This window comes from Paraburkholderia sediminicola, assembly GCF_046030555.1.
Classification (GTDB): Bacteria; Pseudomonadota; Gammaproteobacteria; order Burkholderiales; family Burkholderiaceae; genus Paraburkholderia; species Paraburkholderia sediminicola_E.
In genome coordinates, this window is the sequence record NZ_JAQQCH010000021.1 from 1 (window position 1) to 14,763 (window position 14,763).

Annotated in this window: 11 protein-coding genes; 6 read left to right on the forward strand and 5 right to left on the reverse strand. The window is 62.5% G+C overall.

Features of this window, described 5'->3' with window-relative positions; genetic code table 11:
* Nucleotides 1-37: 37 nt before the first annotated feature.
* Genes PQQ52_RS25820 through PQQ52_RS25830 form a run of 3 tightly spaced genes read right to left on the reverse strand, consistent with a single transcriptional unit; the run spans nucleotide 38 to nucleotide 5,746 of the window.
* Nucleotides 38-3,085 (reverse strand): efflux RND transporter permease subunit, encoded by a 3,048-nt coding sequence (locus tag PQQ52_RS25820; RefSeq protein WP_408217565.1) that lies wholly within the window; start codon nucleotides 3,083-3,085, stop codon nucleotides 38-40.
* On the reverse strand, nucleotides 3,082-4,209 hold the full coding sequence (locus PQQ52_RS25825; protein ID WP_408217568.1) for an efflux RND transporter periplasmic adaptor subunit: 1,128 nt from the start codon (nucleotides 4,207-4,209) through the stop codon (nucleotides 3,082-3,084). Before PQQ52_RS25825 ends, PQQ52_RS25820 begins: the two co-directional genes overlap by 4 nt.
* Complete coding sequence (locus PQQ52_RS25830) at nucleotides 4,199-5,746, reverse strand: TolC family protein (RefSeq protein ID WP_408217570.1); 1,548 nt, start codon at nucleotides 5,744-5,746, stop codon at nucleotides 4,199-4,201. Before PQQ52_RS25830 ends, PQQ52_RS25825 begins: the two co-directional genes overlap by 11 nt.
* A gap of 215 nt (nucleotides 5,747-5,961) precedes the next feature.
* Between PQQ52_RS25830 and PQQ52_RS25835 the strand changes: the two genes are divergently transcribed.
* The 3 genes from PQQ52_RS25835 to PQQ52_RS25845 all read left to right on the forward strand — a co-directional run bounded on the left by PQQ52_RS25835 (nucleotide 5,962) and on the right by PQQ52_RS25845 (nucleotide 8,940).
* Nucleotides 5,962-6,621: a response regulator gene (locus PQQ52_RS25835; protein WP_408217572.1), complete on the forward strand. Its 660-nt coding sequence runs from the start codon at nucleotides 5,962-5,964 to the stop codon at nucleotides 6,619-6,621.
* On the forward strand, nucleotides 6,621-7,985 hold the full coding sequence (locus PQQ52_RS25840; RefSeq protein WP_408217575.1) for an ATP-binding protein: 1,365 nt from the start codon (nucleotides 6,621-6,623) through the stop codon (nucleotides 7,983-7,985). The genes PQQ52_RS25835 and PQQ52_RS25840 overlap by 1 nt, the downstream gene beginning before the upstream one ends.
* A 238-nt stretch (nucleotides 7,986-8,223) precedes the next feature.
* Nucleotides 8,224-8,940: a ProQ/FinO family protein gene (locus PQQ52_RS25845; RefSeq protein ID WP_408217578.1), complete on the forward strand. Its 717-nt coding sequence runs from the start codon at nucleotides 8,224-8,226 to the stop codon at nucleotides 8,938-8,940.
* A 15-nt stretch (nucleotides 8,941-8,955) separates the two neighbouring features.
* Here the strand turns inward: PQQ52_RS25845 and PQQ52_RS25850 are convergent, their stop codons facing one another.
* On the reverse strand, nucleotides 8,956-10,299 hold the full coding sequence (locus PQQ52_RS25850) for a TAXI family TRAP transporter solute-binding subunit (RefSeq protein WP_408217581.1): 1,344 nt from the start codon (nucleotides 10,297-10,299) through the stop codon (nucleotides 8,956-8,958).
* Nucleotides 10,300-10,574: 275 nt separating this feature from the next.
* On the opposite strand from PQQ52_RS25850, the gene PQQ52_RS25855 reads away from it, so the two are divergent.
* The 3 genes from PQQ52_RS25855 to PQQ52_RS25865 all read left to right on the forward strand — a co-directional run bounded on the left by PQQ52_RS25855 (nucleotide 10,575) and on the right by PQQ52_RS25865 (nucleotide 12,449).
* The gene (locus tag PQQ52_RS25855) at nucleotides 10,575-11,036 is read left to right on the forward strand and encodes a DUF2946 domain-containing protein (RefSeq protein WP_408217584.1); all 462 of its coding nucleotides are present in this window, start codon (nucleotides 10,575-10,577) and stop codon (nucleotides 11,034-11,036) included.
* A 105-nt stretch (nucleotides 11,037-11,141) separates the two neighbouring features.
* On the forward strand, nucleotides 11,142-12,038 hold the full coding sequence (locus tag PQQ52_RS25860) for a hypothetical protein (protein ID WP_408217587.1): 897 nt from the start codon (nucleotides 11,142-11,144) through the stop codon (nucleotides 12,036-12,038).
* Nucleotides 12,039-12,068: 30 nt separating this feature from the next.
* On the forward strand, nucleotides 12,069-12,449 hold the full coding sequence (locus PQQ52_RS25865; RefSeq protein WP_408217590.1) for a copper resistance CopC family protein: 381 nt from the start codon (nucleotides 12,069-12,071) through the stop codon (nucleotides 12,447-12,449).
* Between the two features lie 831 nt (nucleotides 12,450-13,280).
* On the opposite strand, the gene PQQ52_RS25870 is transcribed toward PQQ52_RS25865, so the two are convergent.
* Nucleotides 13,281-14,744: an amidase gene (locus tag PQQ52_RS25870; RefSeq protein ID WP_408217593.1), complete on the reverse strand. Its 1,464-nt coding sequence runs from the start codon at nucleotides 14,742-14,744 to the stop codon at nucleotides 13,281-13,283.
* Between the last annotated feature and the right edge of the window lie 19 nt (nucleotides 14,745-14,763).

Sequence of the window (14,763 nt, forward strand, 5' to 3'; positions counted from 1 at the left end):
CACAACATTAAGCGCCGCGCAGGCAAAAAAAACCAATTTAAATAGCCTCCCTCATCAACAACTTCAACACCACCGGCAACAACAACAACACCAACGGCAACTGCACAATCAACCCAGAAATAATGGCAACCGCCAAAGGCTGCTGCATAGCCGACCCTTGCCCGAGGGCAAAAGCCAACGGTAACAGCGCCAGAATAGCCGCAATAGTCGTCATGGCAATCGGCCGCAACCGATTCCGCCCCGCCGCGATCAGCGCTTTCTCAAAACCGATACCTTCATCCCGAATCAGCCCCTGCAACTCCGACACATAAAAAATCGCCACCTCGGTCACGATGCCGATAATCATCGTCATCCCCATCATCGCGGAGATGTTCAACTCGATGCCGGTAATCCACAGTCCAATAAACACCGCACCCGTCGCCAACAATGGCATCGCCATCACCGCCAGCGCCACGCGAAAGCGTTCATATAAAAACAGCAGCAATCCAAACACCAACGCAATCGCAGCACCGAACACGCTCAACAAACCCTTGAAGGCAATCTGCTGTTGCTGGTACAAACCACCCAACTCGTAATACACGCCAGTCGGCAACAAGCTCTTGTCGCTCAGCGCCTTCTGTACGTCCGCGATTGTCGAGCCGAGATCGCGGCCGTCGATTCGCGCCGTCACGGCCACCATCCGTTTAAGGTTGTCGCGGCTGATTTCCGGCTGGCCGGTCACCGTCACCTGATCGGCGACACGATTCAGCGCGAACAGGTGGCCGTCCGGTGCGCGAATCTGCAATTGCCCCAGCTGCGTATCGGTTAGTTTCAGTGCGCCGGCCACACGCACCCGCACGCCCACCGTCTTAGGCCCGGTCTGGAACTGCGTCGCTACATTGCCTTCCACCATGTCGGAAACCGCCTGCGCAATCGACTGCGGGTCCATGCCCTCGGCCGCCGCGGCCTCCGGCCGGATGTTCAGTTCGAGCGCGTCGCCCGCCGGGTTGATGCCGTCGTTCACGTCCACCACGCCCTGAATCTTGCCGATCTGCGCGGCCACCTTGCGTGCGGTAGTGTCAAGCGTGTTCTGGTCGTCGGAGTAGATCTTGATCTGGACCGGCTGTGGCACCGCGGTCAGATCGCCGATCAGGTCCTCCATCAATTGCGCGAGTTCGATATTCACGCCCGGCACCTGCGTCTCGATCTTCGAGCGGATCTCTTCCATCACCGTTTCGATCGGCTCGCGGCCACTCGATTTCAAGCGCACGAAGAAGTCGCCCTTGTTGGGCTCGTTCAGATCGCCGCCGAGACCGGCGCCGGTGCGGCGCGAGTAAGTCGCAACGTTCGGATTCGCGCGAATAATGCCTTCGATCTGCTTCATCAGCCGGTCGGTTTCGGTCACGGACGTGCCCGGATCGGTGTGATAGTCGAGCACGAAACCACCTTCGTCCATGCTCGGCATGAAACCACTGCCCACACGTGTGAACGCGAACGCGGCCACGACAATCAGCGGCAGCAGGCCGAGCAGCACGAGAATCGGGCGTGCCGTCACGCGCTCGATCAGGAAACCGTAGCGCCGGTTCATCCATGAGGCGAAACGGGTTTCCTTGTGCTCCTCGGCATCTCTCGGCTTTAGCCAGCGGTCGCACAGAATCGGCACCGCGAGCCAGGTGACGAGAAACGAAATGAACAGGGCGCTTGCCATCGTCACCGAAAGCGCCTTGAAGAACGCGCCCGTCACGCCGGACAGAAACGCGAGCGGCACGAAAATGATCAGCGTCGCAGCCGACGAACCGGCCAGCGGCCGCGTGAATTCGAGTGCCGCCGCCATCACGCGGCCATGGAACTGGTGCGCACCGCCTTCGCGCATGCGTCGCACGATGTGTTCGATCATCACGATCGCGTCGTCGATCACGAGGCCGACCGCGGCGGCCATCCCGCCGAGCGTCATGATGTTGAAGCCCATGCCGAACACGTCGAGCAGCAGGATCGTCGCGGCCATCACGACCGGCACCTGGGCAACCGCAATCGCCGTGATTTTCCAGTTACGCAGGAAAGCAAACAGTGTGAACGCGGCGAGCACCACGCCGATCATGATCGCGTCCCGCACGCTGGTCGCCGAGGCAATCACCAATTCGCTCTGGTCGTACCAGTTCGAGAGATGCACGCCAGCCGGCATCTGATGCTGGAAGTCGGCGAGCTTCGCACGGATTGCCTTGGCCATTGCTACGCTGTTCGCGCCCGGCTGCTGATAGACGTTCAGCAGCACGGCGTCCTGGCCGTCGGCGGTGATTCGCATCCATTGCGGCATGACGCCCTGACGGACCGTCGCGATGTCGCCGAGACGGATCTGCGTCGCGCCGTTGGCCGACACCACCACGTTGCGCAGTTCGTCGAGTCGCGTGATCGTGCTGTTGGCGATCACGAGGTACAACTTGTAGTGATCCTCAATGCGGCCGGTAGCCATCAGCACGTTGCTCGCGCCAATCGCTTTCGACACATCGGAAAGCGAGAGCTTGTAAGCGGCGAGGCGCGCCGGATCGATCGCGACTTCGAATTCGTCCTGCGCGCCACCCGTCACTTCGACGCGCGCCACGCCTTCCACTGACGACAGCAACGGACGCATCTGGAACTGTGCAAGATCGCGCAACGCCGACAGCGACTGCTGTTTCGACGTCAGGCTATACGCGAGCACCGGGAACACGGTCGGGTCCATGCGCCGCACCTGCATCGAGGTGCCTTGCGGAAGCGTCGCGAGGATCTCGCTGATGGCCGACTGTGCCTGCAACGTGGCTTGCGCCATATCGGTGCCCCAGTCGAAATTGATCGAGATTTCCGCCGACCCGCGGCTCGTGGTCGATTCAACGTCGCGTACGTTCGGCACGCGCCGCAGTGCTTCTTCGACCGGCATCGTGACGAGCGTCGCCATCTGTTCGGCGGGGCGGTCGCCCGCGTCGAGCGAGACCACGGCGCGTGGAAAGGCGACGTTCGGGAACAGCGAGATCGGCAGGCGAAACGCGGTCAGCGCGCCCGCGATCGCCAGCAACGCGATCACGAACAACAGCGAGCGCCGGTGCTTCTGCATCCATTGACCGAAATTCATCGCGGCGCGCCTCCACCGGTGCGCACCGCCATGCCGTCCTTCAACTCATAGTTGCCGCTGACGACGAGGCCTTCGCCGCCGTCGATCGAACCGTCCACGCCGTAGCGCTCACCGTTCTCGACCTGCGTGACCACTGCCACGCGGCGGGCCTTGTTTTGCGGCGTGATCTGGAACACGTACGTGCCTGTGGCGTCTTTCAGCACGGCGGCACGCGGCACGACCCAATGCGTGCCGCTGCGCGTCGCGATGTCGGCGCTGACACGCGTGCCCGGAATGAATGCGGTCTGTCCGAGCGGGACATTCGCGCCGACGTTGACGAGCTGGCTCTGTTGATCGACCGATGCGCCGACCAGCACCACGCGGCCATCCGCCGCAGCTTTTGCGAGCGAGGTGGACAAGCCGTGCAGGGTGACCGTGTCGCCAGCATGAATAGCGGCGACATCCGACGGTTCGACGCCCAGCATCACGTTCGCGCGCGCGTCCTTGCCGCTCCCACCGGCCAGTTGCAGGATCGCGGCGCCGGGCTGGACCTGATCGCCCTGTGCCGCGGATACCTGTAACACCACACCGTCGATCGGCGCCGCGATGACCTTGTTGCCGCCCGCAACGCCCGTCTGATTCTGCGCGGCGAGCGCCTGCTGCGCGTCGTCGGCGGCCTTGCGCGCGGTGGCGAGCTGCGATTGCGTGGCAAGCCCTTTGTCGTACAGCGATTGCGTGCGCGCGAGCTCGCCTTGCGCCAGCGTCACGGCGCTTTTTGCCTGAGTGGCGGCAAGTACTGCGGCGGGGTCGGCTTGCACGACGAAAAGCGGTGTGCCGCGCGTCACGCTTTGGCCGGCCTGCACGCGCATCTGCACGATACGCGCGACGTACGGCAGATTAACGGTGGTCAGGTTCGATGTGGACGCCGCGACGATGCCATACGCGCGTACCGGTTGGGCGATGACGGCGCGCTGCACCCGCACGGTCTGTACGGATACGACGGGTTGGTCGGTTGCTCCGTCGCCAGCGGGCGCGCCGACTGCATCGGCCGCATGGATGCCGGCGCTTGTCAGCGCGACCCAAACAAGGGTAATCGCATAGGAAGCGATGCGCGGCCAACGCGCGGCAAGTGGGCTATTTCGCATGAATTTCGGTGAAGGACTGAGCGGAGGAAAAGGCATCGGGAATCGCGCTGCCCAGCAGTGCCTGCAAGCCGACGCGTTGTTCGGCGAGCGATTCTCGCAGCGTAGCGACGTCGACACGTTTGGTCAGCGCGGCGCTTTGCGCATCGGTGTAGGCGCCAAGCACGAGATTGTGCTGCGCGTAGGCCGCGGCCGCATGTTGCGCGGCGAGATCGACATCGGGTAGCGCGGCTTCGGTCTGCTGCAACTGTCGCGTGAGAATCACGCCGTCCGCACGCATATGGGCGACATCGGCATAAGCCTGATTCAGGCGCGACTGATATTCGTCGCGCAGGCGCTGACGGGTCGCTTTTTCGATCGCGACGTTGCCTTGATTGCGATTGAAGATCGGCAGACTCAGATTGATCTGGAAGCCGCTGGTGTAGATGTTCGAGGTGTCTCGGGCACGCACGAAACCCACCGACAGGCTCGGGAACTGGCTGAGAATCGCCGCGCGATATTTCTGTTCCTGCGCTTCGTAACCCGCTTGCAGCGCGATCAGATCGGGACGGCGCTGCGCGAGTTTGGCGAGCGCTGCATCCAGCCTGGCGTCGGGCAGTTCGGACGTGTCTTCGCTGCCGGTGAGTTGCAGTTGCACCTCGGGCGAGAGGCCGAGCAGCGCGTTCAGATCGTGATGCGTCTGTTCCGCTGCACGTTCGGCGTCGGTGTATTGTTTGCGTGCGTCGCTGTATGCGATCAGCGCGGCGGTCAATGCGTCGTCGGTGAGATTGCCGTCGCGGTGCGCTTCGGCCATACGCTCGTAGCGCGTGCGCGCGAGGTCGCGCAGTTGTAGTAGCAGCGGCAGCGTGTCCTGCTGAAAGCGCGTTTTGATGAACAACTGCCGCGCCTCTACGACGATCTGCCATTCCTGCCACAGCAGGCCGAGATCGGTTTTGGCCACCGTCGCATCGGCGGATTGCTTATTTGCGCTGCGCAGCACGATCGCCATCACGTCGATGCTCAGGCCATAATTGAACGCGCGCGTGGTGCCGGCCGCGCCTGGGTAATCGCTCGACACGCTCAGTTGCGGGTCGGGTAGCAGCCCTGCGGAATAGGCTTGCGCATGAGCGATGCCGAGATCGTCGCGGGCCAGCTTCAGGTCGGGATTGTTCGCCACCGCGAGCATCGCGACTTCGTCGATGTCGAGCCCGTCGGACGGATCGAAGCGATGTGCGGCCAGTTCGGGCAGCGGCATGGTCGACGGATCGATCTGGATGCGTTCGAGCGAGCGGGTGGAGGTGGATGTATCCTGCGGCGCAAGCGGCGCGCGGTGATACCACGTGCATCCGCCTAACAGCATTGCGCAGACGGACACGAGCACGCGCCAGCGCGCTGCGGGGGCGGCCGCTGGTTGAGCGGCGAGCGCGGTGACCGGTCCCGGCCGTCGCCTCGCTTCCGAGGTGGCTGGTGATTTAGCCGCGAGCGAGGCAGCCAGTCCGGCAGGCCGCTTCGCTGCGATAGCCGCTGAAATGACCGTTGCTGCGGCGTTGAAAACGGGCAAAATCCGGCTCCTGAAACAAAGGTGGGACAACCGCGAACGGATGTCGCAGAACAGGTGCTGATTCTGCTGATGGGGAGCTTAAGGAACGCTTAACCGAAATTTAAGCGTCCCATAAGCCTCCCTTCAGCGTCGCCTAAGCGTCCCCTAAGGACCCGATAAGGAAGCCTTAAGCAAGCGGGCCGGACAATGCGGGCAAATTGGAGAGAGGAGAGGCCATGCGTCTGCTACTGGTCGAAGACGACCACATGATTGCGGAGACGGTGTTGGGCGCGATGCGCCGCTCGGGCTACGCGATCGATTGGGCCGAAGACGGCCGCGCGGCGGAACTGTCGTTGGGTAACGGGGTGTACGACCTCGTGCTGCTCGATCTCGGCTTGCCGAAGAAAGACGGCATCGATGTGCTCAATGCCTATCGAAAGAGCGGCGGCGCTGCGCCCGTGATCATCCTGACCGCGCGTGACGCGGTCGATGAGCGGATTCGCGGCCTCGATGCGGGCGCCGACGATTACCTGATCAAGCCATTCGACCTTGACGAACTGGCTGCGCGGGTACGCGCGCTATTGCGGCGGCGCACGGGCCAGAAGCAACCCATCTATGCGCACGGCGAGCTCACGCTCGATCCCGCGGCGCACGAAGTCACCAAAGGCGGCGAACTGCTGCCGCTCGTGCCGCGCGAGTTCGCCTTGCTGCAGGCATTGATTGAAGAGCCCACGCGCGTGTTCACCAAGCCTGAGCTGGAAGAGAAGCTATACGGCTGGGGCGAGGAGGTGGGCAGCAACACCATCGAAGTGCACGTGCACAGCTTGCGGCGCAAGATCGGCGCAGAGCAGGTGGTGACCGTGCGCGGCGTGGGTTATCGTCTGAAGAGGTGCTGATGACGTCGATTCGCCGCTGGCTGCTGGGCTGGCTGATTTTCGGTCTGGCCGCGGCCTCGGGCGTGGCCGGCTTCGGTATTTTTCACACCGCGCGCGAGGAAGCGGGCGAACTGTTCGACTACGAGCTGCGTACGGTGGCGCTGTCGTTGCCGTCGAGTCTGGCCGGCGCGGGCGACGGCGAGCATCGCAATCCTGACCTGGGTGATCTGGCCGACGACCGGGTCGTGATCGAAATCTGGGACCACTCCGGCAAGCTCATCTATCACTCGATGCAGGCGCCGGTATTCTCGCGTTTGCCAGCGGGTTTCAGCACGGTCGAGCGCGGCGAGAGCCACTGGCGCGCGTTCGGGTTGGAGCAGCCGGACCGGTATATCCAAGTTGCGCAGCCGATCTCCGTGCGCGAAGACCTGGCGCTGCAACTGGCGCTGCATACACTGTGGCCGCTCGGCGTGCTGGTGCCGGTGACGATCGTGCTGGTGCTGCTGGTGGTGGCAAGGGGGCTCGCGCCGATCGGCGGCCTGACGCGCGCGCTGACAACCCGTTCGATCGATTCGCTGGAACCATTGCGTCTGGATGGCAGCGTGCCGGTCGAAATCAAGCCACTGGTCGAAGCGCTCAACGACCTGTTGCAACGGCTGAACGTTGCTTCGCAGGCGCAGCGCACGTTTATCGCCGACGCCGCGCATGAGTTGCGTTCGCCGCTTGCCGCGCTGAAGCTGCAATTGCAGGCGGCTTCCCGCGATGGTTCGTTAAAGGGCGAGGGGCAAGCGCTGGAGCGCGTCGAGGAGCGAGTCAACCGGATCATTCACCTGGTGCAGCAGTTGTTGACGCTGGCGCGTGAGGATGCGCATCCGGTGACGTCGATGGTGCCGGTGAGTTTGCGCCGGATCGGCGAACAGGCGGTGGGAGACCTGTCGCTGCTCGCGGAGATGCGGGAGATTGATCTCGGGCTCGAGTGCGAAGACGCGGGTGCGGGCTACGACCCTTATAGGGTGCTGGCTGAGCCGCACGGGATGAGTGTGTTGCTGGGGAATCTGATTAACAACGCGATCCGGCACACGCCGCGGGGCGGGCGCGTGGATGTGATTCTGAAGCGGTCCGGTGAGCGCGTGGGATTTGATGTCGTGGACAGCGGGTCCGGGATACCGGAGGCTGAGATCGAGCGGGTTTTCGACCGCTTCTATCGCGGGGAGGAAGCCCAGGGCGACGGTAGCGGACTTGGGCTGGCGATTGTGGCCCGGATCGCCGCACGGCACCAACTGCAGCTTTCCCTGCGCAACAACGCCGGCTGGCCCGGCTTGTGCGTGTCGGTTTTTGGCCTGACCGCGGTTGAGATGAGGGTGCCTGTGGCGGTCAAAAGCTAATTTTTTACCTTGGCGGCAAAAATAGGATCTTCAACTCCAGCCTTCGAAAAGCGCAATGAAATACGGGTTTTATTTGCCGTCCATGAAATGGGAAAGCGGGAAGAGGGGCCGAAAGTATCGAGTTTAATCGTGCCACAGCAGAACGTTCGCCGCCGCTGGCGCGCGCTGTCTCACCGCCTCTCACGAGTATGTTTCAACACGCTGCTACAATCCTGTCTTTCTCGATTGATTGTGCGCTATGGGTTTCGAACAACTCGCTGAATTGAAGAAGCAACTGGCTGCGGCACGGGCCGAAGCTGCGCCTGCGGCCAAGCCGGTCGCCAAGCCCGGTGCGAAGCCCGCGCGCAAGCCGTCGCCGCCGCGTCGTGCGGCGCCTGGTCACAAGCCAGCGATCGACGCCAAGCCGGCGGCTGACGCCAGGCCGGCGGTCGACGCGAAGCCGGTGGACCCGGTGGTGAAATCGATCGGGAGACTGCAGAAGCGCTTCCCGAATGTTTTCCCGAAGAATCCTGCGCCCAAGCTGCCGCTGAAGGTTGGCATCTTCGAAGATCTCGTGGTTCACGCGAAGGAGCTGTCGCTGAGCGAAGCGGAGTTGCGCGACGCGATCAAGACCTGGTGCCGTGGCAGCCGCTACTGGAAATGCCTGGTTGAAGGCGCCGCGCGCGTCGATCTGACGGGCGGCGAAGCAGGCAAGGTGACGGCGCAGGAAGCGGCGGGCGCGCAGCGTCTGCAGGCGCATCGCGCGGGCAGGGGCGCGGCGAAAGCAGCGGCCTCGTCGGCTGATGCGTCCGCCAATGCTTCTGCTGCATCGGCCGTTTCGGTCGATGCAGCAGCGCAAGCAGCGGCCACTCCGCAAGTCGAGACTGAGAGCCAGCCGCAGGCTGCCTCGACGGACACCCCCGCCGCTGAATCGACTACGCCGCCGGCAGCACCGTCGGCCACCGCCGAAGCGTAAAGGGCCGCCACCCTGTTAAAGGCGGCCGCCTTGCGCCGCCAGCCGGACCCGCACGAAGCCGACGTGCTCGCGCAGCACATAGAACGCGTCGGCGTATGCGAGCGGCATACGCAAGCGGCTCAGCGACGCCTCGATATGATCGAGCTCCGCGAAAAGCTGCTTGCGTTCTTCCTCGGCCGAGTCGGCCAGTGCGCCGCGTTCGATCGCAATCAGCGCACCGTAATAGCGATAGATGCGCGAGCGCACGCGCCACCGGTATAGGGCCGGGATCAGGCGCATCGCCGGAAACAACAACACTGCCATCGGCAGCAGCAGAACGAGCGTGCGATCGCCGATGCTCGCGACCCAGAACGGCAGCGTGCGGTACAGAAAACTCTTGCCGGTCTTGTAGTAGCGCTGCGCGTCTTCGCTGATCTGATATTCATGAGCGACCGAACTCGGAAACTCCCCCGCGTGCTGCAACAGCCCCGGCATGCCGTGCACCTCCTGCGCCGCCTCGATCAATAAGTCGGAAATTGCCGGATGCAGACCAGTCCGGGCCACGAGTTCGACCGTCGGGCTGATCAGATGGATGGTGTCGGGCGGAATTCTGCGCCTGAGATCCAGCACGCCGGGCGGCAGGTCGATCTCGTCGAGATAAGGAAAGAGACGCGTATAGGCGCTCGCTTCGTCGAAATCCATCACGGAGATGCCGGGCACTTTCAGGAGCCGCAACATCAGGCCGCGCGTCGCGGAGTCGCCGTTGAGGATCGCCGCGTCGACATCGCCGGCCACGAGTTGCGTGGCGGCCTGCATGCCGTCGCTCGGCACCAGTACCGTGTTGCCGCCCGGTTGGATGCCGTTTGCTTCCAGCAGTTTGAGCGAGAGGAGGCGCGTGCCGCTGCCTTCGCGGCCAATTGCAATCCGTTTGCCTTCCAGTTGTGAAAGCTCGCTGATACCCGTGCCGCGATAGAACACCACTACCGGAATATAGAAAACGCTGCCGAGCGACATCAGGGACGACGTATCGAGACCGTCGGCCACGCCGCCTTGCACGAGCGCGAGGTCGACATGCTGCTTCGGGTCCAGCAGACGGCCCAGATTTTGCACCGAGCCATCGGACTCCAGCACCTTCAGCGTGATGCCGTTGCGCGCGAGGATCTTCTTGTACTGATTCGCGGTAACGAGGAACGAACTATCGTGCGGACCCGCGCTTAGGGTGATGGTCTTCGGCGGCGCCGGATCGACCACCCAAACGATCAGCGTGATGATCAGCACGATCAGCGCGGCCACGATGATGTAAGGCAAGGTGTGATCGCGCCACTCCGCGTGCGAAGCATCGCCGGGAAAGTGCGGAGGACGCGGGCGATGCGCTTTCATGGATACTCCGTGCAGATAGCCGGGATGAAGCATTGTCTACCGTCCGCAGCGGGTTTGCCGTCGGCAGTTTGCTCTATTGACCGCGGGTGGCCGCCGGACCGTCGGGCTTCGAACGAATTCCCGCCATTGCGGTGCCGGAGCGCTGCAGCGCCGCAACGGATGCATGCGCTGCAGGCAGGTGAAATGTCCGGCATAAGCGGCGCCATGCCGATCAGGACATACCATAGGCCATGGCATAATCCACGACAGCTTCTAAACGTGTCGCCGGGCGCATCTTGAGTCGTTTCCATCGGAAGATCGGCAGTTGGCTGGGATTGTTTGCGATCCTTATGGCCACACTCGCGCCGACGATCTCGCATTCGCTCGCTGCGCGCGATGGCGGTGAAACCGGAATGGACGCCGAGCATTGCTCGATGGCGTCGATGGCGGAGACGGACACTACATCCTCGATGGCGTCCATGCCGGAGATGGGTGCTACATCCTCGATGTCCTCCATGCACGATCAGGCATCGGACAACCCCGGCAGCAAACACGCTCAACACGCAGCCATGTCCGACGGCGACGCCTGCGGCTATTGCAGTCTGCTCGCCCACATGCCCGTGGTGCCGAGCGTCGAGGCGCTGTTCTCCGTCACCGTCCGCGCGCTTCAGCACACTGTCGCCACCCGCTTCGAGCGCGTTCGCCGTGTCGAACCGCTCACCTTCGCGCAGCCCCGCGCCCCTCCGTTCACATCCTGATTCGAGTCACGCCGTTGCGATGCCATGACCGCATCGCGATGCCGCCGCACGTCCGCCTGTCAAGGCGCGCGCCGGCATTGTCACGACCCATGAACAGGATGAACCATGCAAACCCAGGCAACGCGCAGCGCGATACCGCTGCGCGCGGCGTCGCTCGTTGCGGCTACCGCCAGCGTATTTCTCTTCACTCCTTCACTCGCCAGTGCTCACGCGATTGCGGGTAATCGCGTCTTTCCGTCGACGATGGCTGTCGACGATCCCGGTGTCGGCGACGAAGCCAACTTCGAATACGGTCACCAGCGCGTGCCAGGCGACAGTGGCGATCAAAGCATCAATACCTTCGACTTCGAGTACGACAAGCTGATCACACCGCGGCTGGCGGTGTCGGTAGACGGCACCTATGCGATGCAAAACAATCCGAAGGCGCACGGCTTTGACAATTTCGGCGTCGGTTTGAAGTACTTGCTGTACGTCAACGATGAACATGAGTTCATGACTTCGATCGGCGTGGATGCCGAACTCGGTGGCACGGGAAGCCGCGCGGTCGCGGACAACTTTTCGACGATCTCGCCGACGATTTACGCCGGCAAGGGCATGGGCGATCTTCCTGCATCGCTTGCGTATTTGCGGCCGATCGCGATCACGGGTGAAGCCGGCCCGGCGCTGACAACAGGGGCGGGGCAGCCGAACGCATTCAACTACGGCTTCACTGTGCAATACAGCTTGCCGTATCTTCAGCAGCACGTGCGCGACATTGGCCTGCCGCAGCCCCTGGCGAACGTCATCCCGCTGGTGGAAATTCCGCTATCGAGAAGCCAGGGGCAGACAACCGGCACGGTCAATCCGGGCTTCATCTGGATCAACCGTTATGGCCAGTTCGGCGTTGAAGCGCAAATCCCGATCAACCACGCAAGCGGTTCGCACGTGGGCATTCTGGTTCAGGCGCATATCTTCTTCGACGATGTCGCGCCGACCACGATCGGCAAACCGCTATTCCAGTAACGCAGTAATACAGCAATGCAGGAGCAAACGATGAAAAACGACCGACGTGACCAGCTGCGTGCCGCAGCGAAGATGCCCTTGCTGATTGCCGGGCTCGCGTTCGCGAGCGCCGCTTTCGCCCATGTGTTTCCGCAGAAGCAGGAGCCGGGTGCGGGCGCGACAGTGGCGTCGCCCGCTCAGGTTCGCTTGATATTCGACGGGCCGCTCGAGCCGTCATTCAGCTCGCTGACGGTGACCGACGCGAGCGGCAAGCAGGTCAACACGGAGAAATCCGTAGTCGACGCGCATCAGGCGGCGGCGATCGCTGTGCCGCTACCGACGCTCGCGGCGGGTCATTACACCGTGCACTGGGTGGCCGTGGCTTCCGACGGGCATCGCACGCATGGGGATTACGCGTTTGATGTGAAGTAGGTTGATTTGTTGCCTGTGCGGCGCTTGTTTGTTTGTGTTTTTATGGTGTTGGCCTTTCCTTGAATTGTTATTGGTTTATTAGCGTTCGCCCCTGTGCGGGGCAGGCACTTACTTTCTTTGCCGCCGCAAAGAAAGATAAGCAAAGAATCCGCCGCTCACACCGCTAATTCTTAAGCGGGTCCCCCGCACAGTTGCGGTAGTGGTGCATCTGGAATCCGTGCCCCCGCACATTCGGCACTAGTGACAAAGCGCTCATCAGCGCCCACTCCGCACTGCGTGCGTCGCGGATGGGTATGCATGGGAAACACTGGCTTCGTTTGCGCTCGGTGGAAGCCATCGGCTTCGCCTCGGCGAGGGGTTGAATGAAACGCGAGTACGAAAACGTAGTGGATGGTTTTATGAAGTGCGCTTCGGCGCGCGCAGCGCCGCCGGAAGTATGACGCCCTTGTCACCAAAGCTGAATGCGCGAAGACACAGATTCCAGATGCACCACCTCCAAGCCAGGGGACCCACTTAAGAATTAGCGGTGTGAGCTGCTTTCTTTTGCCTACTTTTCTTTGCAGCAGGCAAAGAAAAGTAGGTGCCTGCCCCGCACAGGGGCGACGCTAATAAACCAATAAAAATTCAAGGAAAGGCCAAAAAAGTCAGATCAACGAAAGACCAGAACCACAAAAGCACAGACAAACAAAGCACCACGCAGGCAAACAATTTCAGGCAAACCCCAACGCCGTAGGCAAACAGAAAAAAGCACCCGTAGGCAACAAATCAAAACCTATGCCGCACAACAACCCTCACGCATTGCTCATATAACCCAAACCTTCATGGATAACGCTAATGGCGCCCGGCAACTAGCGGTGGCCGCATCGCGCCGTGCGCCGCAGCGGCCTCATAGGCGTGGCCGAACTGCAGCAGACCCCAGTCGTCGCGAAAACGTCCTGCGATCTGCAAGCCAATCGGCAAGCCGGCCGCGCTAAAGCCGCACGGCAAAGCGAGCACCGGCGATTCGGTGGAGGACAGATACCAGCAGATGCGCATCCAGTCGATGTACGAGTCGTACCGCATGCCCATGAATTCAGTGGGCCAGCGCAGATCGGCATCGAAGGGCAGCATCTGCGTGGCGGGCAGCACGTAGTATGCGTGCTTGTCCATGAAGCCGCGCATGCGCTCGAACAAGGCCGTCTTGCGCACGAACATATCGCCCAGATCCGCCGCGGATAGCGAACGGTGCAAGCGGCACTCGGCTTCGATTTCCGGCTTCAGTTGGGCGCGTGCATCGGCATCGAGCCGATCGACCACGCTGCCGATCATCCACGCTCGCTCAATGCGGAACACGTCCTCGGCATCGCCGAGGTCGGGGTCGGCGAATTCCACTTCGCAACCCATTGACTCGAACACCGCGGCCTGGGCTTGCACGGCCCGCTGAATCTCGGGATCGACTGCAAGACCGGCGAGCTGAACCGACATGGCGATACGTGTACCGCGAAAATCGTGGTGCAACGGTTGCGCGAAGCGCGATCCTGATTCGCTGATTTCGGTCGCGGTTTCGCCGGAGGGCCCGGAGATCGCGCTTAACAGCAAGGCGGTATCGGCGACGTCGCGCGCCATCGGCCCGTCGACACCGAGCGTCGCCCAGCCGTTCGAATCCGGCGCGCGCGGCACGCGTCCCGGCGATGGACGCAGACCGACCACCGCATTCCACGCGGCCGGGTTGCGCAGCGAGCCCCCCATATCGCTGCCGCAAGCAAGTGGATTCATCCCGCACGCGACAGACGCCGCCGCGCCGCCGCTGCTGCCGCCGGCGGATTTGCTCAGGTCCCACGGATTGCGTGTCACGCCAAACACATCATTGAAGGTGTGCGAGCCGGCGCCGAACTCAGGCGTGTTCGATTTGCCGATCGTTAGCGCACCTGCGGCATCGCAGCGGCGCGCGACCAGTGCGCTGTGCTGCGGGACGTGATGCTCGAAGATTGTCGAACCGAACGTGGTGCGCACACCACGCGTCGCGGTCAGGTCCTTTTGCGAAACCGGCAGGCCATGCAGCGGACCTTGCCAGACGCCGCGCGCCCATTGTGCATCGATTTCTGTGGCGCGGTGCTTCAAGGCGGAATCGTCGGCGATCGTCACCAGTGCGTTGACCTGCGGGTTGACGGCGTGGATGCGTGAGAGGTGCGCATTCAGAATTTCGACGGCGCTCACTTCCTTCTTTCGCTGCAGATCGAGCAGGGTGTGCGCGGACAGGTCGCAGAGTTCGCTGTTCGTAGCGAACGGGGTACCGGCATGAAGAGTGTCTGACATGAGAATTTCGTGATGTTGA